Below are 26,848 nucleotides of genomic sequence, written 5' to 3'. Positions count from 1 at the left end.
TCGTCATGAGCGAGACAACGGCGCATGCCCAAACCCAAACGGTGCATGCACAAGCACACACTGGACAGCAGCATCCGATCCGGCTCTATCTCTTCGTCTGGGGCTTGCTCTTCGTGCTCAGCGCCTTTTCTTACCTTGTCGACTATTTCGGCATTCAGGGTTATCTCAGATGGACGCTGATCCTTCTGTTCATGATGCTGAAAGCCGGGCTGATCGTAGCGGTCTTCATGCATATGGCCTGGGAGCGGCTGGCGCTCGTCTACGCCATCCTGATGCCGCCGGTGCTGGTGCTGGTCTTCGTGGCGCTGATGGTATCGGAATCGCAATATACGATCGTTACGCGGCTCGCCTTTTTCGGAGCAGCCCCTTAAATATTGTCATCGGGGCCGAGTGCGACGCCTGAGATGACTGCCGCAGGCCCAGTCTGAACTCCTCTGAATTTTCTTATCGAGCGGGCCAACACCTCGACGGGAGACGCCTTATGACTGAGATCTTGCTGTTCCATCACGCACAAGGGTTGACCCCTGGAGTGCGTGCCTTCGCAGACGACATCAGGGCGGCGGGCCACATCGTCCACACGCCCGATCTGTTCGACGGACGCACGTTCCATAGCATCGAGGAGGGGCTTGCCTATGTCGGCGAGATCGGATTCGACGCCATCAGGGAACACGGCGTCCGGCTCGCCGACGAACTGCCTTCCGAACTGGTCTATGCCGGCTTCTCATTTGGCGTGCTGCCAGCGCAGAAGCTGGCGCAAACACGGCCTGGAGCCCGCGGGGCTCTGCTTTTCTATTCCTGCCTGCCGATCAGCGGCGAGTGGGCCTTCGGACCCTGGCCAGACGACGTCCCGGTCCAGATCCACGGCATGGACAAAGATCCGATCTTCGTCGGCGAGGGCGACATCGATGCCGCCCGCGAGATCGTGGCAAAAGTCGCGGACGCGGAGCTTTTCCTCTATCCCGGCGACCAGCACTACTTCGCCGACAGCTCGCTTCCGTCATATGACGCCGATGCGACCGTGCTGCTCACTGACCGCGTGCTTGCGTTTCTGGGGCGCGTCTGATTCCGGCGTTCATGGTTCGCTCGAACGCCGCGACCGCCAATCCAAAAATTCCCACATAAAATATGTTCTAAAACATGATGGAGGTCGCGCTGGGCGGCGGTCTCGGCAATGATGGCGCCGTTCGTCATTCCGATCTTGGAGTCCCATGATCTTCATTCCGCTTCCCTTCGTCGTTGCTCTCCTGCTGCTCATCCTCTTCGCCACTGTTCTCAGGCGCGATGAGGAGGTGGCGCCGAACCTGCCTTTTCTGGCGCTGATCTTGGTCTCGGCGCTGCAATCCGCGCTTTCCGGCCTGCGTTGGGGCTATGGCGTGCAGGGGGTGGGGCTGGTTGCGCCCGTGATTGCAGCAGTGGTGCCGCCGCTTGCCTATGCCGGGGTTTCCAGGTTGGTGAGGACGAGCCGGCGGTCGCTTGCTGCGCGGATCGGGCTGCATGCCGTGCCCGCTATCCTCATCCTGCTGCTGGTGAGCTTCTGGCGGGATGCGATCGACGTGGCGCTGGTGCTCGTCTTCGTCGGCTACGCCGTGGCGATCCTGCTTTTGATGCGCCCGGGGGCGGACGCGTTGCGGCTCGCGCCCTTCGAAGGCGCCGTTCCGGCCTATCGGGCGATCATCTTCGCGGCAGCCGCGCTTTGTCTCTCGGCTGCCGTCGATACTTTCGTCTTCCTCGATTTCATCTCGGCGCATAGCGAGCGGGCGCTGGCGCTGATCAGCGTGGGAAATCTCGCCGCCCTCGTTATCCTCGGCATTGCTGCGGCAGCCGCCAGCCGCAGCCGGGTGCCGCCGGAGATAACAGAGCTGGCGCCGAGGTCTGATACCAGCGAAGACAAGGCGACGATCGCGGCGGTCGATGCGCTGATGGAGGCAAAAAAGCTCTATCGCGACGCCAATCTCAATCTCGACCGGCTCGCCCGCAAGGCCGGGATCCCCGCCCGCCAGATCTCGGCAGCGATCAATCGGGCGATGGACAAGAACGTCTCGCAATATGTCAACGACTATAGGATCGACGAGGCCTGCCACCTGTTGTTCGCCACTGAAAAATCCGTCACCGAGGTGATGTTCGAGGTCGGCTTCCAGACGAAGTCGAACTTCAATCGGGAGTTCCGGCGCGTGACCGATATGACGCCGGTGGCTTGGCGGCGGAGGAAGAGGTGAGGTGCGGGGCCACCCGGCCTTGCTCTTCTGTAGGACTCGCCATCGATTGTTGTGGCGGGCGTGCCGTGGGACACCCCCCTCTGCCCTGCCGGGCATCTCCCCCCACAAGGGGGAGATGGGCTGGGCGAGATGGCTTCCTCAAACAACCAAAGCCCCAAAATAACGAAAGCATTGTAATTGTCGATGCCGTTGGAGAGGGACCAATGGTCAAGCCTCTTGCCGATCTCCACCCTTGTAGGGGAGATGCCCGGCAGGGCAGAGGGGGGGCCACACGGCAATACAGTTGTTGAGTGAGGCGCGCATGCGCAGTCACGGCCGCCAATAGTGCAGCCACCACGTACACAATCGCGATCGAGGCATGCCTGAAACATGTTCCAGGTCGCGGTTTTTTCGCCCGCGGTCATTCTGTCGGCATGAACACGACATCGGAACATGAACGACACCTTGCCGCCAGGCTCAGATCGCTTTCGATCGAGCCCACGGTCTTCGAGATCGAGCCGCGGGAGCGCCGAGCCCGGCGGCGGGGAGTATCGGCGATGCTGGCCCTTGCGGGGGCGGTGTCGCTGGCGGTGGCTCTTCTTTATCGGCCGGACGCGCTGGAGCGGATCGCTACCCTTGCAAGGTTTATGGGCGGTGACGCAGTTCTATCGGCTGGTGGAGCGGCGTTGCCAGTCACGACTTTGCCTGAGGATGCGGCGATTGACGACGCCACGCCACCGGGCATCGTCGCACTGAACCGGGGTACGCCAAGCCGCGAGATCACAGGCTCCGGTTATGTCGTGGCGCCCGACATCGCCACCGTTTTTTCCAAATATGAGGGGCGGATCGTCGCCGTCGAGGTCGAGGCAGGCGATCCGGTTGTTGCTGGCCGGGTGCTCGTGCGGCTTGATGATACCGGTACACGCTTCGCGCTCCGAGGCGCTTATATAGCAGGGCGGGCGGCGGAGCTGGCGCTGGAGGCGAGGAACATCACACTTGCCCAGGCGCGGTCGTCGCTGGATCGTGCAGAGCGGTTGGCTGGGCGCGACGCCATGTCGGCCGAGGCGCTGGAGGCAGCGCGCACCACTTTCGATACGGCCGGGAATGCCGCGGCACAGGCAAGGCAGGATCTCGAAAAGGCGAAGCTCGATATCGACAGGGCGCGCGAGCAGATGGAGGCGCTGACCGTGCGGGCGCCGATTTCCGGCACCGTGACGCGGCTTGATGCGCATGTCGGCGACACCGTGCTGTCGCGCGAAGATAGCGTACGGGAGAACGAAAGCCTGCTTGCCATCACCGATACCGCAAGTCTGGTCATCGATGCCGATGTGGCCGAGGTCAATATGGCGCTGCTGCACCCGGGTCTCAACGGCGAGGCCGTGCTCGACGGCTTCCCCGATAAACCATTCACAGTCGAAGTGGCGAAAATTGCGCCGGTTATTTCCAAGGAGAAGGGCACGGTGACATTGCGCCTGTCGCCCTCTTCGCCGCCACCGGGCATGCGGCCTGCAATGGCGGCGCGCATTCGGCTGGTGGTGGGCGAGGGGGCGGGTGTTGCTGTTTTTAGAGGCGATCCTGCGGATCGCGCGTCAAGATGAGAATGGCGGATGCCGCGGTTGTCCCCTGCGGGAGGCCTTCTGGCCGGAGAGAGGACGTGCCCGCGCAAAGTCCGCGGCTTGCTCCCCCTTCTCCCCAGCGGGGAGAAGGTGGCCCGAGGGTCGGATGAGGGGGCCGCACGGCACGCCGTTCATTGCCCTTCGCTTGCCCCTATGGAGAAGGGCATTCACGGCAGCCTCTCCGTCCCCTCAAAGCTCGGACTAGTCAAGCAACACCAAGGAGCAAAACCATGACCGACACCGCAGAACCCTATATCGCCCTTGTCGGCGTCAGGAAGTCCTTCAGGATCGGAGCGGAGACGATTTCGATCTTTTCCGGGCTCGATCTCTCCATTCCGCGCGGCGATTTCGTTGCTGTCATGGGACCCTCTGGCTCCGGGAAATCGACATTGCTCAACATGCTCGGCGGTATCGACAGCCCGGATGCCGGTGAAATCAGGGTCGGCCGCAGCCGTCTCGAGCAGATGGGAGAAGGGGCAAGAGCGGTCTGGCGGGCACATGCCATGGGCATCGTCTTCCAGTTTTACAATCTGCTGCCGATGCTGAATGCGGCGGAGAATATCGAGTTGCCGCTGCTGTTGAAGCCGCTCGGCCGCAGGGAGCGGCGGGCTCGCGTCGATACGGTCATGGATCTCGTCGGGCTTGCGGGCCGGCAGCGGCAGTTTCCGTCGAGCATGTCGGGCGGGCAACAGCAGCGCGTCGGCATTGCCCGCGCCATCGTCACCGATCCCGATCTTATTCTGTGCGACGAGCCGACCGGCGATCTCGATCGCAAATCGGCCGATGATATCCTGGCGATGCTGAGTTTTCTCAATCGCGAGCTTCAGAAGACCATCATCATGGTCACGCATGATCCCGAGGCCGCTTCCTTTGCCCGTCGCACTCTCCGTCTCAACAAGGGTGAATTCGTCAGCGAGGAACGGACGGGCCGATGACCTTCCTTCAGCTCATGCGGCGCAATGTCTGGCGCAAGCGGCTGCGCGCCATTTTGCTGATGTTTTCAGTCGGCGTCGCCTTCCTGATCTACGGGCTTACGGCGAGCTTCGTCAGCGGCAGCCAAGGAGCGGCCGGCGCCAGCGACAATCTGCTCGGAGTCTTCAACAAAGCGAGCCGCGGGCTGCCGTTGCCGCTTGCTTACCTCAATCGGATCGCGGCCGACCGGGATGTCGTCGCAGTCGCCTATACCGCACGGATGCGGGGCTTCGTCGAGGTCGAAAAGAATGTGGTTGCCGTCAGCGCCGTCGATCCACAGGCGATCGCCGCCGCCAACGGCGACGAGCTCAAACTGACGCCGGAGTTGGTCGCGGCATTGGACGAGGCCGGTGATCGGGTGCTGGTCGGCAGGGCACTGGCGGAAGCCGAGGGCTGGTCGATCGGCCAGCGCATCGGCTTTACCGGGCAGCTTGCAAGGGCTGACGGCAGCCGCAATTGGAGCTTCACGATCGCGGGTATTTTTGAGGGCGCGGATGCCAACACCGATACCTATTTCATGCTCGCCCGCTACGACGCCCTCAATGCGGCTCGTGCGCGCGACAAGGATACTGTCGACGCCTTTGTGGTACGTCCGCGCCCAGGCGTGTCACCAAGTGTGCTGGCAGCGCGGATCGATGCTCTATTCGCCAATTCGGCGGCGCAGACGAGGACGCAGTCGGAAAAGCAGTTCCTTGAAGCGTTTCTCCGGCAATTCGCTGATATCGGCCTGATCGTGAGCCTCGTCGTGGGGGCGGCCTTCGTCACCATCCTGATGATCGCGGTCAACACTATGCTCTTCGCGGTGAGAGAGCGGCGTTTCGAGATCGGCGTCTTGAAGGTGCTCGGCTTTTCCAGTCCGCGGATTCTCGCGCTCATTCTTGGCGAGACGTTGTTTATCTTTCTTGTCGGCGGCGCGGGCGGACTTGTTCTCGCCAAGCTTGCGACGCTTTTCATCGGACCGGAGTTCGGCCTCGTCTTCGGCACGAGCGTGCTTGCGAAATCTCTCGCCATCATGGCAGGGCTCGGCCTGCTGACCGGGCTGTTGCCTGCGGTGATCGCAGTGCGCCTGCCCATCGTCAACGCCTTCAGAACGAGATAATCCAATGTCATCAACGCTCAAGCAGACCTTTCTTATGATCAGAGTCAACCTTGGCAGCTTGCCGCGCCGGCTGTGGATCTCGTTGTCGATGGTGCTGTCGGTCGCTCTCGTCGTGGCGGTGCTCTCAGGTTTCCTGGCGATGGCGCGCGGCTTCGAGGCGGCGCTCGCCGGCGCCGGCTCGCCTGATATCGCAGTCATTCTCGGCGGCGGCACCAACCAGGAGACTGGTTCGGAGGTGCCGGCCGAGGCAATCCGCAGCCTTGCGGCCATGAGTGGCGAGACCGGGATCGCTCGCGACGGCGCGGGCGGGCCCGCATTGTCGCGCGAGACCGTCGTTCCCGTCGACGTCAGACAAGATGAGGGCATCGAGCAGACGCTGTCGCTCAGAGGCATGGATCCGGCAGGCCCCGGCTTGCGTGAACGCGCGCGGCTTTCGCGGGGGCGGCTGTTTTCGCAAGGCGCGCGCGAGATCGTCGTCGGCGCCCGCATCGCCGATACTTTTCCCGGCTTTGCGGTCGGCGACACGATCCGACTCGGCGCGCTCGACTGGAGGATCGTCGGACATTTCACTTCAGGCGGCAGCGCCTTTGAATCCGAGATCTGGGCGGATCTGGAGGCGGTGCAATCGGCTTTCGACCGGCAGGGGCAGGTGCAGAGCCTGCGTGTGCGGCTCGACGGCGAAGGCGATCCCGCAAGAGCACTGGCGGCATTGCGCGATCGGTTGTCGGCCTTGCCTGGCACGCCGCTCGTGGCCGTTTCCGAGATTGAGCTCTACGCCGGCCAGGCCGAGCGCACCGAGAGCCTGATCCGCCTGTTCGGCTGGCCGATCGCGCTGCTGATGGCGATCGGTGCGGCGGCGGGTGCCTTGAATACGATGATGAGTTCGATTTCCGACCGCAGCGTTGAGATCGCTACGCTGCGCCTCCTCGGCTTTGCCCGCCTGCCGGCTTTGGTCGCTACCTGGGTGGAGGCGGTGCTCCTGTCGGTGGCCGGCACCGGCCTCGGTGTCTTCGCCTCCAAGCTCGCTTTCGATGGTTGGCAGGCAAGCACGATGGGCGGCAACACGACCAGGATGGCCTTTCAGCTCGACGTCACTCCCGACGTGGTGTTCACTGCCGGCCTGCTGGGCCTTGCCATCGGCATCCTGGGCGGCGCCCTGCCGGCGATTGCCGCCGCTCGCCTGCCGTTGACTTCGGCGCTGCAGGCGAGGGGAGAAATAGCGCTGAGATGATCACCCGCCCCGTCATTCGAGAGGCCCTCTGGCCTGCTCACGATTGGGGCTGCTTGGCATAGCTGGCGCTGTGGCTTCATGCGAATCGCAAGCAGAATCACTGCGGTACAGCCTGGAAAGAAGATATCTCGCTGCCCCGACGTTCCTCGATTTTATTCGCCTCTAAGTGGCTCTTTTCCCTGTTTTGGTTGCGGCTTTTCAGCGCCTTGTCAGACCGGGCGCCGTTGCCTGTGGAACAAAACCCGTAAACCGGTCGCTGCCGCATTGACAACATCTTCTCGCCTTCTTGCCGTGGACGGTTGCCCCGGCCGCAGGACGATTGGCCGATCCCGGTCGGTCTCAGTGGCGACATAGCGATCCGACGAACAGGGCAACATTGGTGATATGACAATCTACTATGTGAACTCAGCGACTGGCTCCGACCGCAACAATGGGACGAACCAGAACTCGGCTTTTGCGACTTTGTCCAAAGTGGAATCCTTGGCACTGAAACCAGGCGACAGCGTGCTGCTCGCCAAGGGGAGCGTGTTCAACGAACAATTCGATATCAAATATTCCGGTAGCGCGAGCGCGCCCATCAAGATCGGCAGTTACGGGACGGGGGCGGCACCCGTCATCCATAGTGGCGGCGACGGCATTCATAGCCTTTATGCATCGAACATTGTTATCGAGAACCTTAAAATAACAAACAGCGGTGGCTCGGCCATCTCTGGCGGCAGTGTTTCGAACTGGGCGGTTCGCCATGTGGAAGTCGACAAGGCGGGATTGTCGGGTGAAACAGGCGCCATGAATTTCCGCAACAGCAAGAACATCACGATCGAAAGCAGCAAGATTTCGGACGCTAAGGGCGACGGCATCTGGATCGACAAGGTCGAGGGCCTCAAACTTCTCAACAATACGGTGACGAACAGCCACGGCGCCAAGGCCGATGCCGTCCAGGTGAACGACAGCAGCAACATCCTGATCCAAGGCAATCATCTCGACCAGACGCAAGCCGATAGCCCCAAGGGCGTCCTCGTGCTCATCAGGCCGGTGAACGCGGTGGTCGAGGATAATACGCTGAGCGGCGGCGGCTTCGGCATCAGCGCACAAGCGGGCAAGAACGTCGCCATCCGCGACAACGATATATCGGGATTTCACGGTTACAACTGGTCCTTCGCCGTCGGTCTCGGTGATGACGGGAATGCGAGAGACTACGATATTGCGGGCAACCACATCCACGATGGCGCCTGGGGCGTCGTCATTACCGCCCCCGCCGACGCTCCGAGCTATACCCGCACGAATATCAAGGTCCACGACAATGTCTTCGACGACCTCTCGCAGTCGGCGCTGAAGGTCGACAGACCGGCCTCCGGCTCCTTCTCCAACAATACAATCGAGAGCGGCACCAACGCCACCAGCATATCGCCTTCGATCGTCGACGCGCACACCTTCACTGTCAGCAACAACCATACGGTCGCCAATGTCGAGACGGCGCTGGCGAGCCCGGTTGTCACGACTGCCGCAGTCACGGAGGCGTCGGCGGATCCGGCGGTTGTCGCCGTCCACGACAATTTGAAGATTCTCACGGATACGGGCGACGCCCACCGCGGCAATCTCCTCGAAAACGACAGCTCCGATAACGGCACCCTGGTGCTGCGCCGCTTCGGTAACGAAAGCGTCGGCAAGGACGGCCTGACGCTGACCGGCGACTACGGCGTCATCCACGTGGACCGGGACGGCAACTATGCCTACACGCTCGATGAAACGAAGCTCCCCGACCATGACCATGACGGACATGTGAGCGAGACCTTCAGCTACGGGATCGACGATGGAAACTCGTACCACAGCGACGGCGATACGCTGACCGTCTACCTCCATATGGATAGCTTGCTGAGCTGAGGGCGCGCAGCTGAAACTGAACCAAAGAGAAATCCCGGATAATTTCCGGGGTTTCATGAGCGGCAGCCGGCCGCTTTGCTGCTGCGGGACTGGATTGACGACCAGCCGCGGCCGAATGAACGCAACATTCACCAGAATTGCGCCCTGATCGTGCATCGAGCGGGTACACGGGTCTGGCGTTCTCACCCCGCCTTTGCCTTCGGAACATTGCGGTGTCTCACGATGAGCCACAATCGCATTCAAAGTGCACCGGGAACCGGCAAGACCGCGGTCAACATCATTTCAACAGCCCTTGCCCGCAGGCAGTCCGATACCGTTCATTCACCTTTTGGTCGTTGTTCGATGGATTATTTTCGTTGAGGTTGTAGCCTTGAGGGTGCCGCCACCGCCAGGCGCTTCTCGGGACCAAGGCAGGCCGATGGGCCTTCGATCGCTGTAACCGCAGCATTGGGGGCGTTTTCGGCCTTAGTCCCGATCGCATCCGATCCACTCGTTGCAGTCGAGCCAGTCGACTGCGCGACAATGTGAGAACAAGGCGATATGACAGTCTATTATGTGAATTCAGCGACCGGCTCCAACTCGAACACCGGAACAAGCGAGGATTCCCCCTTCGCATCGTTCTGGGCGGTGGAAAACCTGAAACTCCAGCCGGGCGACAGCGTGCTTCTCGCCGCCGGAAGCGTGTTCAACGACCAGCTCGATCTCAAATATTCCGGCACTGTCGACGCCCCGATCACCATCGGCAGCTACGGGATCGGCGACGCTCCGGTCATTCATAGCCCGGGCGACGGCATTCACAGCCTTTATACCTCGAACATCGTCATCGAGAACATCAAGATCACCGACACCGGTGGCGCGGCTATCTATGGCGGTTATGTTTCGAACTGGACGATCAACAATGTCGAGGTCGACCACACCGGTTTGGCGGGCAAGGCCGGTTCCATCAGCATCAGGACCGGCTCGAACATCACCATCGAAAACAGCACGATCAACGATGTCAACGGCGACGGCATGTGGATTGAGAAGATCAACGGCGTCACTCTCCTCAACAACACCGTCACTAACGCCCACGGCACCACGGCGGATGCCGTCCAGATAAACGACAGCAGCAGCATCGTCATCAGCGGCAATTATCTCGATCAGACGGGTGCGGTGACGCCAAAGGGCGTGCTGACGCTCATCCGACCTGTGGACGCTGTGATCGAGGGGAACACCATCATCGGCGGCGGCTTCGGGATCAGCGCACAAGCCGGCACGAATATTGCGATCCAGGACAATGATATCTCCGGCTATGGCGGCTACAGCTGGTCTTACGCCATCGGTCTCGGCGACTCGGGCGATACGCGCAACTACGATATATCAGGCAACTATATCCATGACGGCGTCTGGGGCGTAGCGGTCAGCTCCGCCGGCACGACGACCTATGTTCGCGAGGGCATCGATATATCAGGCAACCTCTTCGATGATCTTACCCAAGCGGCATTGAAGGTCGACCGGCCGGCATCCGGATCCTTCCATGACAATTTCATTGCGAGCGATGTCACGCCATACAGCATCTCCCCGTCGATCATCGCTGCAGGCACTTTTCCCGTCAGCGATAACACGATCATCGAAGAAGGTCCTACTACGCTTGCAAGCGCCGACAGCCTCGCCGCCGCCGATGCGAGTGTCAGCCTCGTATCGGACACCGGGCTCACATCCCACAACGACCTGAAACTTGCGGCCGACAAGATTGCAGCGGATAAGCTCGGCGCCCACCACGACAATCCCGTCTGGGAAAACGGTATATCGGATGAAACCCTGCTGCTTCGTCACTTCGGCAAGGCGGCTGTCGAAAAGCACGGGTTCACACTTGGCAACGGCGATCACGGCGTCACCATCGAAGCCGCCGATCTTGCTGGCCCGGAAAACGGCAGCGAAATTTCACACCATGAGATCGCGCCTCAGCCGTTGCATCATTCAGAAGCGGACCCGCTGATCGTCTCTATGCTTCAACACGGCGTGCTGCACTGAGGATAGCCGGGCGCATCGCCGCTACGGCGAGAAGCCGTGGCGGCATCAGAGGTCGCCGAGCAGCGTTCGGTGAAAGGACTCTCCTGACGCTCCGCCGTTATCGGCTCACGAAGACAGGCCGATCGTAATCGTGGCGGAAAGCACGCCGCCATCGAGCTTTTCAAAATCGAAGATGTGATCGGTGGCGTCCTGCGGAATGAGGCCGTCATCGTCGTTGCGCGTATCCCGGCGGGGGCGTCCACGATAGTCGGGGTGCTCACCATAGATGATGTCACTCAGGACATCGTCGAAATAGACCTGGCTGACGAGAAGCTCCTTGCCATCCACGAGGATGCGGCAATGAACATGCGGCGTGCGGCCACTATACCATCCGGGATAGGCGGTCAGAAAACTTGCCTGCCCGGCCTTGTCGGTCAGCTGGCGGCCGCGAAAGGCGAGCCCGCTTATTGCCTCGGCATCACCGAGCGTACACATCTTCGCAGCCTCTCGGCCGGAATAGATGCCACGGTGATCGGTATGCCAGATTTCGATATCGGCGTTTTCGACCGGCCGGCAATCGGCTGCATGGACGATACGGAGGGCCAGCCGCAACGGCAGTCCCGCTTCTCCTTCAGAGATGTCCTGGCGGGGCGGGACGTCGTTGACATGGCAGGGGCCAAGGGTCTGGGCGATGGTCACGACGCAATTCGGGCGAGTGCGGAAGAGCGGCGCGGGCAGCTTTTCCAGGGCGACGGACTTGGTGCCGCCACTCAGGAAATCAGTGCCCTTCCAGTCGAATGTCCTGGCTGCCGCCACGACATGTCGCGGCCAGATTGCTGCAGCAATGACCGACGATGCGGCAATCGCGGCGCCGCCAAGTACAAGAGTCCGCCTCTTCATATGTCCTCCTATGTCTCAAGACCTGGCGTGTAGGGGGGATAGGCCGGGACTTCCAGTTAAATCCCGGCAATGATCGACGATGCCGAGGATGTCGCCGCGAAGCGGGGCGAGGCCATCAGACTTTATATGGCAACTTGTTCGCCAAGCTCGACGACGCGGTTTGACGGCAGGTTGAAATAGTCGGAGGGATCGATGGCAAAGCCTTCCAGCGCCATGAATATGCGTTCCTGCCAGCCGGGCAGGCCGGTGTTCGGCGTCCTGACGAGGTTGCGGCGACCGAGATAGAAGGACGTTTTCATGATCTCGAACTTGAAACCTCCTTCTCTGCAAAGCGCCAGCGCCCTGGTGACGTCGGGATCGTCCATGAAGCCGAAAGTGATGTCGAGACGGACGAAACGCGGCGAGAGCTGGCTTATCTTGATGCGCCTGTTGTCGGGAACATAGGGTTCGTCCTCGGTCCAAACAGTCAGGATGACGTTCTGTTCGTGGAGCACGTGATTGTGCTTGAGATTGTGGAGCAGAACGTTCGGCGTCCGGTCCGGCACGCTGGTTAGAAAAACCGCCATTCCCGGAACGGTAACCGGTGAATGGTCCGACTTCCGCTCGATCGACCGAATGAAGGAATCGAGCGGAATCTCGTTGTTGGCCCGCAGTCTCTTGAGGTAGGCCTGTCCGCGGGTCCATGTCCACATCAAAATCATGATCGCCAGCGCCAGGGCGACCGGAACCCAGCCGCCATCGTAGATCTTCAGCAGATTGGCCGCGAGGAACAAGACTTCGATAATGAAGAGCGGCAGCAGCAGCATGGCGGCGAGCGTGAGAGAGTAGCCCCAGACAGCCCGCAGGAATTGGAAGGCCAGCATGGTGGAGATGACCATGGTTCCGGTTACCGAGATGCCGTAGGCCGTCGCCAGTGACTCGGAGTCGCCAAAGGAAAAGATCAGCATCAGTACGCCGACCAGCAGGAGAAGATTGACGCTCGGTACGTAGATTTGGCCGGTGTTGGTCTCCGATGTGAATTTGATCCGCAGCCTCGGCAGGAAGCCGAGATGAACTGCCGAGCGGGCCAGGGAAAACGCGCCTGTGATGACAGCCTGGCTGGCGATGATCGTCGCCATCGTCGCCAGGATGACCACCGGGAGCAGGATCCAATCCGGATACATCAGAAAGAACGGGTTGGTAGCCGTTTCGGGATGGGAGAGAACGAGCGCGCCCTGGCCGAGATAGTTCAGGAGCAATGCGGGAAAGACGAGCACGAACCATGCCGTCTGGATGGGGCGCCGCCCGAAATGTCCGAGATCGGCATAGAGCGCTTCGGCACCCGTCACTGTCAGAAAGACGGCGCCGAGCACGATGAGGCCGACTGTGCCGGCATGGGCGAGGAATGAGAGCGCATTGATCGGATTGAGGGCGGCCAGAATCCTCCAGTCGTCGCCGATATGGATCAAGCCGCCTGCAGCCATGGCCAGAAACCACAAGACCGTTATCGGCCCGAAAAACATGGAGACAGCTGCAGTCCCCCTCGACTGCGCGGCAAAGAGAACGATCATGATCCCAGCCGAGGCGAGCGGGACATAATCGGCAAAGGTGGGCGTGACCAGCTTCAAGCCTTCGAGCGCTGACATGACCGAGAGGGCAGGCGTGATCATCGCATCGCCGATGAAGAGGGCTGCTCCGATCAGGCCCGCGAAGAACAGCACCGGCACGTTTCGTCCCATCTTTTTCATCAGGAGGGCAAGAAGCGAGAGGGTGCCACCTTCGCCGTCATTGTCCGCCCTGAGAAGGAACAGCACATATTTGAAGGTCACGATGACGGTTAGCGTCCAGACCATCAGCGAAATAAGACCAATTACCTCGAACTCGTGGATGCCATCGGCCGTGAACGGTCTGAGCGCCTCGCGAAAGGCGTAAAGCGGGCTGGTGCCGATATCGCCATAGACGACGCCGACTGCGCCGACGACCAATCCGACAAAGCCGGTCCGGCTGAGGGCATCACCGGTTTTCTCCGCATGTGTTGAAGTCATGTTTCCCCGCTCATGCCGCTTGCTTTCAGACAGAAACATATGCCGCATTGGAGAAGGGCAAGTAAATTCGTGTCGTTGCAAACTTTTCGTGGCGAAGCGAGCATGGGTGCCGGCCCGACATGGCTGCCGCGAGGAGTTCAGAATGAAGCCGATTTCGGCCCGGAAAATAATGTAGTAGGCATTCGAAAGCAGTTTCTAGGCAGGGGCCGAGCGAGATGGAACCCACTCAATTGTTCGAGTTGGTCGTTGCGATGTTTCTGGCGATCATCGCGCTGCATTACGCTGCCCATAGGCTGGGTTTACCGCCGTCCGTGGCGCTGCTGGCCGGCGGCGCTCTGCTGGCCTTCGTGCCGGGGCTGCCGGCGATTACCGTCGATCCCGGGCTGGTGCTCGTTATCTTTTTGCCGCCGCTCTTGATGGACGGCGCCTGGGCCATTGCTCTCGTGCGGCTACGGCGCCATATGATCGGCATCGCCTCGCTGGCCGTCGGAGCGGTATTCTTCACCTGTGCCGTCGTGGCCGTCGTGACCCATTTTCTCTTTCCGTCACTTCCCTGGGCCGCCTGTGCAGCACTTGGCGCGATCGTTTCACCGCCTGATGCGGTATCGGCCCGTGCCGTGCTGGAGCGTGTAAAGCTGCCGCGGCGGCTGCAGATTCTGCTGGAAGGCGAGAGTTTGCTGAACGATGCGAGCGGTCTGGTTCTCTTCCGCTTTGCCGTCGCCGCCGCCGCAACGGGAAGTTTCAGCGCGGTGGAGGCGGCTGCCAGCTTCCTTGTGCTGGCGCTCGGCGGCGCGGTCGTCGGCGTCGTTGTCGGAACGGCGTGGGTGAAATTCGTCCGGCGCCTGGGTGACGAATATCTCATCATCGCCGCCACCGTGCTGCTTGCCTGGATTTCCTATCTGCTCGGCGAACTGCTGCATGTTTCCGGCGTCATCGCCACCGCTACTACGGGTCTGATCGCTTCCTGGCACCAGCACACCGTATTCTCGGCCGCAACGCGCATGCGAGGCACGTCGTTCTGGACTGTGATGATCTTCCTGATGGAGGCTTCTGTTTTCACATTGATTGGGCTGTCGCTGCGCGATGTCGTTGAGCGCGGCGGCGGTTTGACCACAGTGATCGCCACCATGGGACTGCCGATGCTGGCGATCCTCTTGACGCTCGTGATCGCCCGATTTGCGTGGGTCTTCGCCTCAGATCTCGTCATCCGGCTCTGCGCGCCGCTGGGGTTCGAACGTGCCCAGCCGCTGGGCGCCGGCGGCGCCACCGTCCTCAGCTGGGCCGGCGTGCGCGGTGTGGTGACGCTTGCCCTGGCGCTCAGCCTGCCAGAAGAATTCCCCGGCCGCGACTTCATCCTCGCAACATCATTTGCCGTCATTGTCGGAACCGTGCTCGTCCAGGGAACGAGTTTGGGGCGGATTATCGCCTGGGCACGGCTGGTGGAGCCGGAGACGGAGAGAGCGCGTCTTACGATGAGTCAGGCCGAAGCCGCCATGGCGCAGGCGCAGCTTGGAACCATCCAAAACCTGGCATATGATCCGGAGGGAAATCTTATCCACCCTCAATTGCTCGAACGATACCAGCGCCGTGCAACAGCGATCGTCGATTACGCCGCCAGAACGGAACATTATATCCCGGTGCTCCATGCTCATTTCGATGTCGTTCTCGAGGCGGTTGCCACCGGACGCCGGGAACTCATTCGGCTCCATCGCGCCGGCGATATAGATGACGAGACGCTGCAGGAGCTGGAGCGGGATCTCGATCTCGAGGAATTGAGCGCGATCTCAGCCAAAGCCTAATTTTCGCGGTTCGGCCAGATTGAAGACAGCCGGTCTTCAATAGTTTTCGAGCAGATCGAAGTATTCCACGCGATCTCGAAATATAAATCGCCTCGCGGCTAATAGCCTTACCTTTGCCTCTTTGTGAGGTGTCGGCGGGCGGCCCGCCATGAGTATCCTCATTGCGCGGGTATCTCGTTGCCTCCGGGCCGAACTCCCCATCGTACGGCTTTACCAATGGAGCGTTTGGATACTGCCACATTCTCTGTTTTCATGGCGATGCTGCAGTCTACGTAAAGTTTTGTTTCTGTAAATTCTGAAAACATACGCGGTTAAATTGCTTCTAATTGCCGCCATGATTCAAATATACGTTCCGACCGCGATTTTTTCTTCGCCACATTTCGGATGTTCCAAATTATCCAAACAATGGTGAGAAGCAATGAAAATTATTCTCGTCATAGCCCTCACGGTCTTTGCCGTGCCGTGTGAGGCCGACATGCTCGTCACGGCTTCGAAATATAATCGCATGCACGAACGTTCTATTTCCTTTCTCGGAATCAATCCCCGCAGAACGTCGTGGTGCGGAGCCTTCCTCGCCTTCGTCGCCAAACGATCGTCCCGCCAGCCGCCGCCCAATCCCAATATGGCAGTTTCCTGGAAAAGCTTTGGCAAGCCTGTCTTCTTCCGCTCCGCAAGGCGGGGAGATGTCGTTGTCATTCGAAGCGGCAGGCGCTTCCACGTCAGCCTGTTCGACCACTTCGACCAACGACGCCAATACGTTTATCTGTTCGGCGGCAACCAATCCAACCGCGTCCAGCTGTCACGTTACCGCACCAGCTCGGTCGTTGCCGTTCGACGATGATGCCGGAAATTTCAGCTTTCCGCTGGTTCCAGTAAATCCAATAGCTTTGTGAGCGATGTGTGGTGGCCGGCCTCGTCCTTCGAGGCCCTGCGGGGCGCCTCAGGATGAGGGCGGAGAGAGGGCGACGACGGTCAATCAACCCCGTCCAACGCACATGTCACACCGTCGGCGGGAATGGCTGCCAGCCTTTCGCGCTTGATGTCGAACCGCCAGGCTTTGACCACATTTTCGGATCGATAGGAGCCATCCGGTTGCTCCACCATCCTGCCGAGGGCAAAGACGGCGACGTCGGGAAACCGGCTGGATGAGCAATAGGCCGGCTGCAGAAGCTCGTGGCGGAGCGACGGCTTTGAGATCGTAACCTGGTCGATCACGGTCCAGACGGGAAGGATTCCATTCCTGCCGGTCTGGCGTTGAAGCACCAGCGACAGCTTTGCGCCGCATTTGACCTCGGCTGCCGCATAGGCCGGGCCTTCGGCTGTTCCCGACAGAGCAGTTCCGCTGACCTCCACGCAGTCCTTCGCCGGAGGAGGCGTGGATTTGCCACGTGCCTCGCTGGCATGGGAGGCGGCCGGGATCAGAGCGAGAAGAGCGGCAACCGTAGGGAGATATTGAGACATGGGAAAGCCGTGGAACGTGAAGAGGGAGGGGGTGCTGGTTTCAAATCCGCAATCCAGAAGAGAGGACGGTAGCTTTGCTCGGAGATGAGTCAATAGCCGATCCGCTACAGGGCGCCGCTTGTCTCGCCCGGCAGCTGTAGCGGCATGGTACAAGGGTCGGCCCTCATCCTGAGGCGTGCAGGTCAGGGGCCGGAGCCTCGAAGGACGGGGCGGTGGTTGGGCACCTGGCAGCATCGCGCCATACACAACGAATTGGCCGGCCTGACACAATGCCAGTCAGCGCAGACGTCAGCCGCGGCTGACACTCCGGAAGGCAGCGATGATGCTGTCGGCGGCCAGCCGGGCTTCGTCTGCGGTCGTCTGGAAATTGGTGACGGAGAGGCGCAGGACGTCGCGGCCGCGCCATTTGGCGCCGCCGGCGAAGAGGGTGGCGTCTTCGCGGATCTTTGCGATGGTCTCGCGGGTGATCGCGTCGCATTCATCGTCCGCGCGGTCGGCGGCGAAGCGGAGGATGAGCTGGTTCAGCGTGATCTCGTTCAAAATAGTGACTCCGGGTTCGCGCTGGAGATGCTCGGCCAGCAGGCGGGCCGACGCGCAACATTGGTCGATGAGGGCGGCGATGCCATCGCGGCCGAGATGTTTCAGCATTGCCCAGGTGGCGAAGCCGCGGGCGCGCCGGGAAAGTTCCGGCACGTAATGGGAGGGATCGCGCTCGCCCTCGGCTGCGAGCGGCAGGTAGCTTGCGGCGATCGTCATGGCGCGGCGGTGGGCAAGCTCGTTGCGCACGATGGCATAGCCGCAGTCATAGGGCGTCTGCAGCCATTTATGACCATCCGTCGCCCAGCTGTCGGCCGCCTCGACGCCGCGGCTGAGATGGCTGAATTTTTCCGATGCCTGCGCCCAGAGGCCGAAAGCGCCGTCGACATGCACCCAGGCGCCTTTTTCCCGAAGAGCCGGGATCAAGCGGATGAAATCGTCGAAGCCGCCGGTATTGATCTGCCCGGCCTGGAGAATGGCGATGCAGGGGCCGCTGACCGGGGCAAGCGCGTCGGCGACCGCGGCCGGATCGATCCGGCCCATCGGATCGGTCGGCAGGCGCAGCACGCGGTCATGGCCGAGGCCGAGGAATTGAAGCGCCGAGAAGACCGTCGTGTGGGCGTCGTCGCCGATCAACACGGTGATCTCGGGCGCGCCGAACAGGCCTTTGGCATCCGCATTCCAGCCTGCCTTGCGCAGCACCTCGCCGCGAGCGGCGGCAAGGCAGGTGAAATTGGCGACCGTGGCTCCCGTGACGAAGCCGACGGAGCTTTCGGCCGGCAGCTTCAGGATATCGAGAAGCCATCTCGCCGCGATGGTTTCGACGGCGGCCGCGGCCGGCGCCGCGACGTGGTTTCCGGCATTCTGGCCCCAGGCGCTGGTCAGGAAATCGGCCGCGACGCCGACCGGATGAGAGCCGCCGATGACCCAGCCGAAGAATCGCGGGCCCGTCGTGAAATGCAGACCGGGCTCGGCGTCCGCGGCGAGCTGCCTGATGACATCGGCCATATCGGCGCCGGCCGCCGGCAACGGCTCATCGAAGGCGGCGAGCGAGGCGGCATAATCGTGCCGGGGCACATGGCGGGCCGGCGCGCTCTCGCGAAATCCGGCCGCAAGCCGGGCGGCTTCCTGAAACAAAGATGCGATTGCCGACATACGGGTCCCTCTGCGCCGGACGCCCGCCGGTCACTGGGACCGCCCCCAGGCAAGCTTGCCGGCGCCGGCAAGTCTAGCCGATATCGCCGTCGCTGTCTTGGTTCGCGAAAAATCGATCCCAGGCGGGTTTAGCTTCGGCTGAAGCATTGCGGCGCGGAGCCAAAGCCTACAGCATATCACCCAGGCTCCAGTGGTTGTTCCAGCGGGCGTCGATTTCGTCGTCGACGTTCTGGTAGCGGATGTCGGTGGAGAGGCGCAGGCGCCGGGCGCGGTCTTCGTTGTTGGTGGCGGCGTGGATCATGTAGGGGGAGTGCAGCACGACGTCGCCGGCCTCGTAATCGGCGGCGAGCCAGCGGGCGTCGAAGCGCTCGGCCATGTCGGGAAGATCCTTGGAGATCCAGCCGCCTTCGGCCATGTGATTGTTATAGGCGCTGATCCGCTCCTCCGGCGAGAGAGTGCCGCTGTTCTCCTGGAATTCTGCCTCCATCCTGCGGCCGAGCGCATGTGAGCCTTCGAGATAGACGAGGCCGCCCATCTCGGCGGGGGTGTCGCCGATCGGAATCCAGGCGGTGACGAGCCGGCTGGTGCCGCCGCGGAGATAGACGAGGTCGTAATGGGCGGGCGTGGCCACCGCCGTGCCAGGTTGGACATAGCGCATCAGCTTGCGTTTATGGAGATAGGAGATGCCCTGGAGAAAGATGTCCATGAAGTGGACGAGCCGCGGTTGGGCGCAGAAGCCTTCATAGGCGGCGGAGCGGACGATCGACATTAGGCGGCGGTTGGCGAGGTTCCGATCGAAGCCTTCGGCGGCCGCGATGCCGAGTGCGAAATCATGGCCGGGCGCCAGCAGGCCGGTTTCGGCGAGGTGGGCGAAGACCCAACGGCGGAAGTCGATCACTTCGGCGCGCGCCAGGAGGTCTTTCAGCCAGACATAACCATCCTCCTCATAGCGGCGGCGAATGGCCTCGATACCGATACCGGGATCGGTCGGCGCGAGCGGGCCGAGCCTTTCAGGGGGGATTGTTTTGCCCTGGGCGGCGAGGGGCGTTTGTGTCACTCCCATCCCGGCGGCATTCGCGACAATTGACATTTCATTCATTCCTGCTTTGACTTTTCCTGCCTCCAGCTTGCTGGTTACGTGAGCCAATCGCCATGGAGGAAAGTTGCAGCTGGATTTTTCGCTCATGAGAGAAGCCGAGGCCATCTATCGATCTCCCCTTGCCGCGGCCAGCGGGCTTGCCGTGACCGGCAGCGGCAGGCAGCGTGCGCGCCATGCCGTCAACGACAGGAAGCTGCCGAGTTTTGCGGCCGTGCTGGTGGAGCGCGGGCAGGGGTTTCTCGAAACCGCCGCGGGCGGGCGCCAGCCCGTGGAGGGGCCGGCGCTCTTCTGGCTGTTCCCGAACCGCCCACATTCCTATGGACCTGACGAAGCCGGATGGGACGAGCGCTGGGCGCTGTTTGAAGGTTCGTTCACGCGCGATTTCGTGCGGATGCGGCTGATTGGCGAGCGCCATCCCCTCGTGACTCTGCGTCATCTCGATGAGGTGGCGCGGCTCTTCGCGCGGCTGCATGCCGATCTCGTCGACGACAGCCATCTCGGGCAAGCCTCGGCGGCATTGGCGCTCCATGGCATCGTCATCGCCACTGCGCGGCAGGCGAGCGCTGCTGCAGGTCGCGAAGGCGAGGACGCGACCGGTGATCTCGTCGAGACGCTGCGGAGCAGGGCGCTGCAGCCGCTCGACCTTGCCTCGTTTGCCGCCGAGCACGGCATATCGCCGGCGACGCTGCGGCGGAAATTCATCGCCGAAACGGGCATGACGCCCAAGGACTTCCAGCTTCGGGCCCGTATGGACCAGGCCAAGCAGCTGCTCGCCACGTCAGACGAGAAGATCGAAACCGTCGCGGCCATGGTTGGCATCGAAGACCCGTTCTATTTTTCTCGCGTCTTTCGTGAGCGCGAGGGCTGCAGCCCCCGTGAATTCCGGATGCGATATAAGCAGGGTTGAGCTGTTGCTCTATGGCTCGCCGTCTTTATCGCGATATTGAATAAATCAAGCATTGCGGGAGGAGTTGGACGATTTCTCCAATAAATGTTGATTTTACGCTGCCTGTTCTCGGAATTTCCCAAGGATCGGTTAAAATCTATTGCCATATTTCGAAGTATCCATCAATAATGTACGAAATATCATTCGCGCTGCTATCAAGGCAGCTCTGTCGATCAGCGAGGGATATGCACTGAAATATTTCATTCTCTATGCGCTCGTGTGCTCGGTAGTCGGGATAATTCTTCTCGTCGTCTTCCATCAAATTGCACCGGTTCAGATGGAGAGGCCTGGGGATCAGACGGCCTTCGAACCGGATGATCTGGTCGTGCGGTCGACACGCGAACCGGGGGCAGACCAGCCCGCTATGCGGCCTCCCAGCCAATGGGATCTACGGCTTGGCAATCAGCCGGCGCAGCGCGATCAATCAGGCGTGCGCAAAGGTGGCCGGGTGGGAACGCCGGCGCAGTAGGTGGAGTTGGCGCTGCCGCTTGTTTGACGGCGTACGGCGCGCCTCTTCCTTTGAGGCTGCTGCGGGTACTACTTCCGCTCCCTCACCAATTCCTATGTCTTCAGGGCTGAGGGAGTTTGGAGCAGCGTTCGCGCCGAGGCCTCCCAACTTGTCAGGCGCGGTATCCTCCAACGCCTGCCACTATAAGTGAGCGGCATCCTCCAGCCTCCCTCATGCTGAGGCGCGCAGCCCGGAGGGCGGAGCCTCGAAGCACGCGGCCCAACGGCCGCTTCTTGCATTCATCACCGCCGACACACCCGCCTCGTCCTTTGAGGCGATTCTACGGATCGCACCTCAGAACAAGGCTCTCTTGAGTCTTGGCGGGGCCGCGGTGGGGCAAGGCGCCAATCGAACTCGCGCTTCCGGGTTGCATCCACTGCAGCCGGCTGCGATGACATATCTCCGATATTTCGGGAGGTGGCGATGGATGCAGGTGGCGTGACGATCAGGCTCATAGGTGCAGACGAGGTGGAGGCTTTTCGGCGCATCCGCCTGGAAGCGCTTCGCGTCGATCCATCCTCTTTTGCCAGCCGTTACGAAGACTGGGAAATTCTATCTCTGCAGGAGTGGCGCGATCGGCTGAACGAGCCGGTTTTCATCGCCTTTCAGGAGGACGAACCCGTCGGTATCATGGGCTTGTTTCGGCAGCGGTCGAGCAAGATGGCCCACCGCGCCACGATCGTCATGGTCTATGTCTGCGCCAAACTGCGCGGAACGGGCGTTGCCGTCAAACTGCTGGAGGCGATTTCCAATCACGCGCGCAATATCGGCATCCGTCAATTGGAACTCTTCGTCAGCGCCGAAAATTCGGCGGCGATGCGGTTCTACCAGCGGCAAGGTTTTGCCGAGATCGGCCGTATCCCCGGCGGCGTGCTGGAGGATGGCCGGGAGATCGACGATGTCATGATGGCGCGGCGGCTGGTGGGTTAGGCCCGTCGCGGCGCGGCGTGCCATCCGGCCTCTTGACCTCAAGCGGGATTGGGGTTGCAGGATGCAGCCTGAATCGGAGGTTGCCGTAATGAAAATCCTGATGGACAAGGATCTTGACGATAGCGGGTTGATGGCGATCGCGATCGATGCGCTGGAGACCGCCTTCCATGCCAGGGCCGCCAACCGGTTGATCTCGCCGCCGAGGCATCATGTGTCGTTTGCTGACCGAGGCGATCTCGTTTTTACCGTTGGCGGTATCCTGGGCGAGAAGCCGCTTGCGGGCTTTCGCGTCTACGACACATTCGATGGGGCTGAGCATGCGCAGATCGTCGCCGTATGGTCGGCCGACGACGCCAGGCTCAAAGGCATTGTTCTCGGATCGCGCTTGGGAAGCCTCAGGACTGGTGCGATCGGAGGTCTCGCGATCCGGCATCTCGGCGCGCCTGACGCCAAGATCGTCGGCATCATCGGCAGCGGAGCGCAGGCGCGAACCCAGCTTGCAGCGGCTGCCGCCGTTTGTAACCTCGATCGCGCCCGCGTTTACAGTCGCGACGAGAAAAATCGTGCTGCCTTTGCACGCGAGATGCAGCTCGCCCTGGGTCTTGAGGTGGAGCCTGTCGGCAGCGTCTCGAAAGCCGTTGTTGACGCCGACATCGTCATCTGCGCGACGACAAGCCAAACGCCCGTCCTCCACGTCGGCGATTTAAAGGCCGGCGCGCACGTCAACACAGTCGGCCCGAAAACGCTTCACGGGTACGAACTCGGCCTGGATGTCGCCGACGCCGCGGCCGTGATCGCGACGGATTCTCACGAACAGGCGCGCGCATACGCATCGCCCTTTTTCCTGGCAGGCTCCGGCACCGACGGCCGCCTGGTCGATCTCGCCGACATCATTGCCGGGAAAGCGGCAGGGCGGGCATCGCCCGAAGAGATAACGCTGTTCTGCTCCGTGGGCCTTGCCGGAACTGAAGTCGTCGTCGCCGCGGCGGTGCTCGATAGGGTGGGGGATGGGTGTGGACTTTGAGTCAAAGACGCGCTTCAAGCCTCTGTTCACTCTATCTATTCGCGCCCTGCCGTGAGGCCCAGCACATCCCGCATGCCATATTCGCCGGGTGCGCGCCCTGCGATCCAGCGGGCGGCGGCAAGCGCGCCGCGGGCGAACATGCCGCGATCGAAAGCCGAATGCGACAGCGTCACGACTTCCTCGGCGGCGGCAAACAGGACGCTGTGTTCTCCGACGATCCCGCCGGCGCGCAGGACGGCAAAGCCGATCTCGCCGGGCGGTCGCTCGCCGGTGACGCCGTCACGCCCGCGCCGCTCGACGGACGCCAGGGAAACGCCGCGCCCCTCGGCGGCCGCTTCGCCGAGCATCAGCGCCGTACCGGACGGGGCATCGATCTTCCTGTTGTGGTGGGCTTCGAGGATTTCGATATCCCAGCCATGCGCGGGAAGAGCGCGCGCAGCCTGAGCGACGAGACCGACGAGGATGTTGACGCCGATGGCGAAGTTGCCGGAGCGCAGGATAGGAATCGTTCGGGCGGCCGCTGCGATCCTTTGGATCTCATCGGGCTCGAAACCTGTCGCTCCGATCACCAGGGCCGGTCCGCCTGCCGAGGCGCAGAGGCCGGCGAGTTCGGCAGCGGCATTTCCCGTCGTGAAATCCAGGATCACGTCGGCGGCCGCGATTGCGGCCGCACGGTCGATCAGCCCTTCACCGACGGAGCCGGGACGGCCGATGCCGCCGATCACCGCAAAAGCCGGATCGGCCGCGAGCAGCGGCAGTATGGTGCGGCCCATGCGACCGTTCGCGCCTGCGACGGCTACTTTGATCGGTGAAATCACGTTCTTTCCTTAGCTGGCAATTGCCGGCAATTACCGCAGTTCTGCTCCAAGCGCAAAGTGGGATCTGTTGGCCGATGATCTGAGGCATCACCAATTGCCGGGATCGGCGGTGTGATCGATGCTGGCGAATTCATCAGCCTTGTTCCGATCCAGCTTGATCTCCGTGGTCACATTCGTCTCGTCGGTGACCGAGTAGCGGTCAGGGACGGGTCCCTTCGAAAGTTCCTGGTACAGGAGCAAGGCTGCCTCCTCGGCGGTATCGGCCTCGATTTCGCGGGTGAGAGTAACGGTGAACTTGTGCATGGGTTCGGCCCCTTCAATCGGCGCGCAGACGATGCGCAGCTTGCGCAGTCTGACATGCTTTTTGCGGTGCGAACACCGCAAGCGTGCCGGGTGTGCGTGGATCAAACCGAAGAGCCTTTGCCGAAATAACCTCCATGGGCTGGAGAAAGGCGATTTCCCTCTTATTTGAGTGGGAATTGCAAACCAAGAGGAAGGACCGCGCCATGGCAAAAAACACGATCTGCCTATGGTACGACAAAGACGCTGAGGACGCCGCCCGCTTTTATGCCGCGACCTTTCCCGACAGCGCTGTGGGTGCTGTCACTCGTGCGCCGGGAGAATATCCTGCCGGTAAGCAGGGAGACGTTCTGGTTGTTGAATTCACCGTCGCGGGTATCCCTTGCATCGGTCTGAACGGCGGCCCTGCAATCAAACACAGTGAAGCCTTCTCGTTTCAGATCGCCACGGAGGATCAGGAGGAAACCGATCGCTACTGGAACGCCATCGTCGGTAATGGCGGCCAGGAAAGCGAGTGCGGCTGGTGCAAGGACAAATGGGGTTTGTCGTGGCAGATCACCCCGCGCGTCCTCTCAGAAGCGCTCTCGGCGGGTGGTGATCAGGCAAAGCGTGCTTTTGACGCGATGATGACGATGAGAAAGATCGATGTCGCGGCGATCGAGGCGGCTCGGCGCGGTTGAGGCGCCTTCGCCCGCCCGAGGCCGACAGATGATGGCCTGTCAAAACCAGAGATCGCGTACACAGCGCCCGTCGGAGGGAAGGTCTTTGAATGTTTCCAGCCCGTCGAAGTGATCGATAGGGAGATCGGCGACGAGTTCCGGAGGTGCAAGCCGCATGTTGACCGCCATGCGGCGGCGGCCATCCTTTTGCAGGCGCAGACCGCGCCAGCTCAAGACGCAGGCGCAGGATGGGCAGAACAAAATTTCGAGGGATGACGTCTCCCTGCCGGAGCGGGTATAGGAGGCGGTCTGGCCGGTGAGCGCAATACGCTCTCCTTCGTAATCATAGGCCCAGAGCGCGCCGTAGCGCCGGCAGAGGGTACAATTGCACGCGGTGATCGATCCAGGATCGCCTTGGAGCGTCCAACTCGCCTTGCCGCAATGACATGAGCCCGTCAGCATGAGCGTGAGTTCACTTGCTGCTCTCCTTCAAGCACCGCATCGTGCCTTAATCGCGCGGTGACCGCAATTGCCGCTTGCCTATTGATCCGGTCGGCACATGACGATGTCAGATGCAATCCTTTCGAAATCCGGATCATGCTGCCTGTAGGCCGCCGCCGTTCAAGGGGCCTGTGGCCATGCTTCTTCATTTCAAAGGCCGTATAACGAGATCGCGGAGCGAACGCGGAATGCCTCGTGTCCTATTCCACAAGCCCGAAGATCGGGCCATAGCCGCCGTGCCAGGAGCGATCGTTGCGGCCCATTGCCGGATAGAAGAGTCCGACACCGCGTCCACCATCGAGAAACAACGCGTCGGGACATTTCAGCCGGTCGCGGAAGAGTCGTGCGAAATCGTGGAAATTGACGCTGTCTTCGCTGATCGCGAAGCGAACTGCGCCGCTTGTGCAGATGCCGACACCGCTTCGGCGGGTTCGGTCTGTCGAGCCGAAGATGAAGATCGGGCTCAGCTTTCCAGCGATGACGAGCATTGGGCCGGACTGCGTGGCGAACCGCACCTTAGGGGCGCGCTTCAGAAATTCGTCGGTCGGAAGTATGCCGGCGCCTGCTTCATCAAGAAAGAACACGCCGTTCGGCCTCTTATAAAAATTCGGGACCTGACCGGCAGAGCCTCCGGCCTCTGCCGTATTGAGAGATTTCAATTCCCTGGCGTTCTCGACATACAGTCCCATCGGCGAAAAGTCGGCCCGGTACATTCCGGCGTTGACGGCAAAGGCCAGCGTTTTCCCTTCGGAGCGAAGGGCTTCGGCGAGGCTTGAAAAAGCGCGGTATGGTTCGCCATCGGCGCCCTTCCAGAACAGGCGCAGATCGGCTTTTCCTGCTTCCAGCGTGCAGACGACGTATGTCGCCTGTTCGAAAGTTTCCTCATCGCATGGCTCTGCATGCGCCTGAGGCAGGAATGTCATCATTGCCGCCAGCATCACGGCCGCGGCGAGCATGGCTTGTTTGAGATAGGGCATTGGTGTCAGAATAGTCATTACGAGATCTAATTTCCTATCGTGCGGCTGCGGCGCCGGGTTTTTCATCGCCATCGGTGACGCCCAGAATAGGAATTTTTGCCGGCACAGCAATGACTGTCAGCCGCGATTGGTATTCCAAGATTTTCGTGAAACGCCGAGGCCGCGTCCTGCCTCCTTCTTCTGCAGGAACGCAACCATAGCATCCGGCTCCAATTCTCCCGCTG

At 61.4% G+C, this 26,848-nt stretch carries 25 protein-coding genes; 16 read left to right on the top strand and 9 right to left on the bottom strand.

Annotated elements, in window-relative coordinates:
• Positions 1-5: 5 nt before the first annotated feature.
• The 9 genes from QWJ46_RS23140 to QWJ46_RS23100 all read left to right on the top strand — a co-directional run bounded on the left by QWJ46_RS23140 (position 6) and on the right by QWJ46_RS23100 (position 11,007).
• A complete protein-coding gene (locus tag QWJ46_RS23140) occupies positions 6-371 on the top strand; it encodes a cytochrome C oxidase subunit IV family protein (protein ID WP_064803412.1) in 366 nt (121 codons plus the stop codon).
• A 110-nt stretch (positions 372-481) separates the two neighbouring features.
• Positions 482-1,063 (top strand): dienelactone hydrolase family protein, encoded by a 582-nt coding sequence (locus QWJ46_RS23135; RefSeq protein WP_302754113.1) that lies wholly within the window; start codon positions 482-484, stop codon positions 1,061-1,063.
• A gap of 145 nt (positions 1,064-1,208) precedes the next feature.
• A complete protein-coding gene (locus QWJ46_RS23130; RefSeq protein WP_302754112.1) occupies positions 1,209-2,216 on the top strand; it encodes an AraC family transcriptional regulator in 1,008 nt (335 codons plus the stop codon).
• 413 nt (positions 2,217-2,629) lie between these two features.
• On the top strand, positions 2,630-3,793 hold the full coding sequence (locus tag QWJ46_RS23125; protein ID WP_302754111.1) for an efflux RND transporter periplasmic adaptor subunit: 1,164 nt from the start codon (positions 2,630-2,632) through the stop codon (positions 3,791-3,793).
• Positions 3,794-4,041: 248 nt separating this feature from the next.
• Positions 4,042-4,746, top strand: a complete 705-nt coding sequence (locus tag QWJ46_RS23120) for an ABC transporter ATP-binding protein (protein ID WP_302754110.1) — start codon at positions 4,042-4,044, stop codon at positions 4,744-4,746.
• Positions 4,743-5,882 (top strand): FtsX-like permease family protein, encoded by a 1,140-nt coding sequence (locus QWJ46_RS23115; RefSeq protein ID WP_302754109.1) that lies wholly within the window; start codon positions 4,743-4,745, stop codon positions 5,880-5,882. Before QWJ46_RS23120 ends, QWJ46_RS23115 begins: the two co-directional genes overlap by 4 nt.
• Positions 5,883-5,886: 4 nt before the next feature.
• Entirely contained in the window at positions 5,887-7,113 is a 1,227-nt protein-coding gene (locus QWJ46_RS23110; RefSeq protein ID WP_302754108.1) for an ABC transporter permease, read from the top strand.
• A 384-nt stretch (positions 7,114-7,497) separates the two neighbouring features.
• Entirely contained in the window at positions 7,498-8,994 is a 1,497-nt protein-coding gene (locus tag QWJ46_RS23105) for a right-handed parallel beta-helix repeat-containing protein (protein WP_302754107.1), read from the top strand.
• 540 nt (positions 8,995-9,534) lie between these two features.
• A complete protein-coding gene (locus QWJ46_RS23100) occupies positions 9,535-11,007 on the top strand; it encodes a right-handed parallel beta-helix repeat-containing protein (protein ID WP_302754106.1) in 1,473 nt (490 codons plus the stop codon).
• 105 nt (positions 11,008-11,112) lie between these two features.
• On the opposite strand, the gene QWJ46_RS23095 is transcribed toward QWJ46_RS23100, so the two are convergent.
• Positions 11,113-11,886 carry a protocatechuate 3,4-dioxygenase gene (locus tag QWJ46_RS23095; protein WP_302754105.1) on the bottom strand — a complete coding sequence of 258 codons (774 nt, stop codon included), beginning with the start codon at positions 11,884-11,886 and terminating at the stop codon, positions 11,113-11,115.
• Between the two features lie 122 nt (positions 11,887-12,008).
• Entirely contained in the window at positions 12,009-13,910 is a 1,902-nt protein-coding gene (locus QWJ46_RS23090) for a potassium transporter Kup (RefSeq protein WP_184460308.1), read from the bottom strand.
• A 215-nt stretch (positions 13,911-14,125) separates the two neighbouring features.
• Here QWJ46_RS23090 and QWJ46_RS23085 point away from each other — a divergent pair, with 215 nt between their 5' ends.
• Positions 14,126-15,709: a Na+/H+ antiporter gene (locus QWJ46_RS23085; protein ID WP_302754104.1), complete on the top strand. Its 1,584-nt coding sequence runs from the start codon at positions 14,126-14,128 to the stop codon at positions 15,707-15,709.
• Positions 15,710-16,127: 418 nt separating this feature from the next.
• The gene (locus QWJ46_RS23080; RefSeq protein WP_064803389.1) at positions 16,128-16,550 is read left to right on the top strand and encodes a TIGR02594 family protein; all 423 of its coding nucleotides are present in this window, start codon (positions 16,128-16,130) and stop codon (positions 16,548-16,550) included.
• Between the two features lie 131 nt (positions 16,551-16,681).
• Here the strand turns inward: QWJ46_RS23080 and QWJ46_RS23075 are convergent, their stop codons facing one another.
• The 3 genes from QWJ46_RS23075 to QWJ46_RS23065 form a co-directional block, all read right to left on the bottom strand.
• A complete protein-coding gene (locus tag QWJ46_RS23075; RefSeq protein WP_210303394.1) occupies positions 16,682-17,170 on the bottom strand; it encodes a hypothetical protein in 489 nt (162 codons plus the stop codon).
• Between the two features lie 288 nt (positions 17,171-17,458).
• The gene (locus QWJ46_RS23070; protein WP_302754103.1) at positions 17,459-18,862 is read right to left on the bottom strand and encodes an aspartate aminotransferase family protein; all 1,404 of its coding nucleotides are present in this window, start codon (positions 18,860-18,862) and stop codon (positions 17,459-17,461) included.
• A gap of 166 nt (positions 18,863-19,028) precedes the next feature.
• Positions 19,029-19,952 (bottom strand): phytanoyl-CoA dioxygenase family protein, encoded by a 924-nt coding sequence (locus QWJ46_RS23065; RefSeq protein ID WP_184460305.1) that lies wholly within the window; start codon positions 19,950-19,952, stop codon positions 19,029-19,031.
• A 94-nt stretch (positions 19,953-20,046) separates the two neighbouring features.
• On the opposite strand from QWJ46_RS23065, the gene QWJ46_RS23060 reads away from it, so the two are divergent.
• The 4 genes from QWJ46_RS23060 to QWJ46_RS23045 all read left to right on the top strand — a co-directional run bounded on the left by QWJ46_RS23060 (position 20,047) and on the right by QWJ46_RS23045 (position 23,369).
• The gene (locus QWJ46_RS23060) at positions 20,047-20,868 is read left to right on the top strand and encodes an AraC family transcriptional regulator (RefSeq protein ID WP_302754102.1); all 822 of its coding nucleotides are present in this window, start codon (positions 20,047-20,049) and stop codon (positions 20,866-20,868) included.
• A gap of 139 nt (positions 20,869-21,007) precedes the next feature.
• Entirely contained in the window at positions 21,008-21,376 is a 369-nt protein-coding gene (locus tag QWJ46_RS23055; protein ID WP_302754101.1) for a hypothetical protein, read from the top strand.
• 462 nt (positions 21,377-21,838) lie between these two features.
• Complete coding sequence (locus tag QWJ46_RS23050; protein WP_184457676.1) at positions 21,839-22,345, top strand: GNAT family N-acetyltransferase; 507 nt, start codon at positions 21,839-21,841, stop codon at positions 22,343-22,345.
• Between the two features lie 88 nt (positions 22,346-22,433).
• Complete coding sequence (locus QWJ46_RS23045; protein WP_302754100.1) at positions 22,434-23,369, top strand: ornithine cyclodeaminase family protein; 936 nt, start codon at positions 22,434-22,436, stop codon at positions 23,367-23,369.
• Between the two features lie 35 nt (positions 23,370-23,404).
• Here QWJ46_RS23045 and dapB read toward each other — a convergent pair whose 3' ends face one another.
• Together dapB and QWJ46_RS23035 are read right to left on the bottom strand one after the other, a co-directional pair.
• A complete protein-coding gene (gene dapB / locus QWJ46_RS23040; RefSeq protein ID WP_184457679.1) occupies positions 23,405-24,187 on the bottom strand; it encodes a 4-hydroxy-tetrahydrodipicolinate reductase in 783 nt (260 codons plus the stop codon).
• Positions 24,188-24,274: 87 nt separating this feature from the next.
• Positions 24,275-24,490: a hypothetical protein gene (locus QWJ46_RS23035; RefSeq protein WP_184457681.1), complete on the bottom strand. Its 216-nt coding sequence runs from the start codon at positions 24,488-24,490 to the stop codon at positions 24,275-24,277.
• A 203-nt stretch (positions 24,491-24,693) separates the two neighbouring features.
• On the opposite strand from QWJ46_RS23035, the gene QWJ46_RS23030 reads away from it, so the two are divergent.
• Complete coding sequence (locus QWJ46_RS23030; protein ID WP_184457940.1) at positions 24,694-25,167, top strand: VOC family protein; 474 nt, start codon at positions 24,694-24,696, stop codon at positions 25,165-25,167.
• A 39-nt stretch (positions 25,168-25,206) separates the two neighbouring features.
• Here QWJ46_RS23030 and QWJ46_RS23025 read toward each other — a convergent pair whose 3' ends face one another.
• Complete coding sequence (locus QWJ46_RS23025; protein ID WP_302754099.1) at positions 25,207-25,608, bottom strand: GFA family protein; 402 nt, start codon at positions 25,606-25,608, stop codon at positions 25,207-25,209.
• A gap of 239 nt (positions 25,609-25,847) precedes the next feature.
• Positions 25,848-26,624 carry a phosphodiester glycosidase family protein gene (locus QWJ46_RS23020; protein WP_302754131.1) on the bottom strand — a complete coding sequence of 259 codons (777 nt, stop codon included), beginning with the start codon at positions 26,622-26,624 and terminating at the stop codon, positions 25,848-25,850.
• Between the last annotated feature and the right edge of the window lie 224 nt (positions 26,625-26,848).

Origin of the sequence: Rhizobium sp. CBN3 (genome assembly GCF_030518245.1) — a bacterium.
Classification (GTDB): domain Bacteria; phylum Pseudomonadota; class Alphaproteobacteria; order Rhizobiales; family Rhizobiaceae; genus Rhizobium; species Rhizobium aethiopicum_A.
This window is presented reverse-complemented; position numbering and strand designations above follow the sequence as displayed.

Coding starts and splice junctions, on each gene's coding strand:
- QWJ46_RS23140 (WP_064803412.1), top strand. CDS start 6: ATGAGCGAGACAACGGCGCATGCCCAAACCCAAACGGTGCATGCACAA.
- QWJ46_RS23135 (WP_302754113.1), top strand. CDS start 482: ATGACTGAGATCTTGCTGTTCCATCACGCACAAGGGTTGACCCCTGGA.
- QWJ46_RS23130 (WP_302754112.1), top strand. CDS start 1,209: ATGATCTTCATTCCGCTTCCCTTCGTCGTTGCTCTCCTGCTGCTCATC.
- QWJ46_RS23125 (WP_302754111.1), top strand. CDS start 2,630: ATGAACACGACATCGGAACATGAACGACACCTTGCCGCCAGGCTCAGA.
- QWJ46_RS23120 (WP_302754110.1), top strand. CDS start 4,042: ATGACCGACACCGCAGAACCCTATATCGCCCTTGTCGGCGTCAGGAAG.
- QWJ46_RS23115 (WP_302754109.1), top strand. CDS start 4,743: ATGACCTTCCTTCAGCTCATGCGGCGCAATGTCTGGCGCAAGCGGCTG.
- QWJ46_RS23110 (WP_302754108.1), top strand. CDS start 5,887: ATGTCATCAACGCTCAAGCAGACCTTTCTTATGATCAGAGTCAACCTT.
- QWJ46_RS23105 (WP_302754107.1), top strand. CDS start 7,498: ATGACAATCTACTATGTGAACTCAGCGACTGGCTCCGACCGCAACAAT.
- QWJ46_RS23100 (WP_302754106.1), top strand. CDS start 9,535: ATGACAGTCTATTATGTGAATTCAGCGACCGGCTCCAACTCGAACACC.
- QWJ46_RS23095 (WP_302754105.1), bottom strand. CDS start 11,886: ATGAAGAGGCGGACTCTTGTACTTGGCGGCGCCGCGATTGCCGCATCG.
- QWJ46_RS23090 (WP_184460308.1), bottom strand. CDS start 13,910: ATGACTTCAACACATGCGGAGAAAACCGGTGATGCCCTCAGCCGGACC.
- QWJ46_RS23085 (WP_302754104.1), top strand. CDS start 14,126: ATGGAACCCACTCAATTGTTCGAGTTGGTCGTTGCGATGTTTCTGGCG.
- QWJ46_RS23080 (WP_064803389.1), top strand. CDS start 16,128: ATGAAAATTATTCTCGTCATAGCCCTCACGGTCTTTGCCGTGCCGTGT.
- QWJ46_RS23075 (WP_210303394.1), bottom strand. CDS start 17,170: ATGTCTCAATATCTCCCTACGGTTGCCGCTCTTCTCGCTCTGATCCCG.
- QWJ46_RS23070 (WP_302754103.1), bottom strand. CDS start 18,862: ATGTCGGCAATCGCATCTTTGTTTCAGGAAGCCGCCCGGCTTGCGGCC.
- QWJ46_RS23065 (WP_184460305.1), bottom strand. CDS start 19,952: ATGTCAATTGTCGCGAATGCCGCCGGGATGGGAGTGACACAAACGCCC.
- QWJ46_RS23060 (WP_302754102.1), top strand. CDS start 20,047: ATGAGAGAAGCCGAGGCCATCTATCGATCTCCCCTTGCCGCGGCCAGC.
- QWJ46_RS23050 (WP_184457676.1), top strand. CDS start 21,839: ATGGATGCAGGTGGCGTGACGATCAGGCTCATAGGTGCAGACGAGGTG.
- QWJ46_RS23045 (WP_302754100.1), top strand. CDS start 22,434: ATGAAAATCCTGATGGACAAGGATCTTGACGATAGCGGGTTGATGGCG.
- QWJ46_RS23035 (WP_184457681.1), bottom strand. CDS start 24,490: ATGCACAAGTTCACCGTTACTCTCACCCGCGAAATCGAGGCCGATACC.
- QWJ46_RS23030 (WP_184457940.1), top strand. CDS start 24,694: ATGGCAAAAAACACGATCTGCCTATGGTACGACAAAGACGCTGAGGAC.
- QWJ46_RS23025 (WP_302754099.1), bottom strand. CDS start 25,608: ATGCTGACGGGCTCATGTCATTGCGGCAAGGCGAGTTGGACGCTCCAA.
- QWJ46_RS23020 (WP_302754131.1), bottom strand. CDS start 26,624: ATGCCCTATCTCAAACAAGCCATGCTCGCCGCGGCCGTGATGCTGGCG.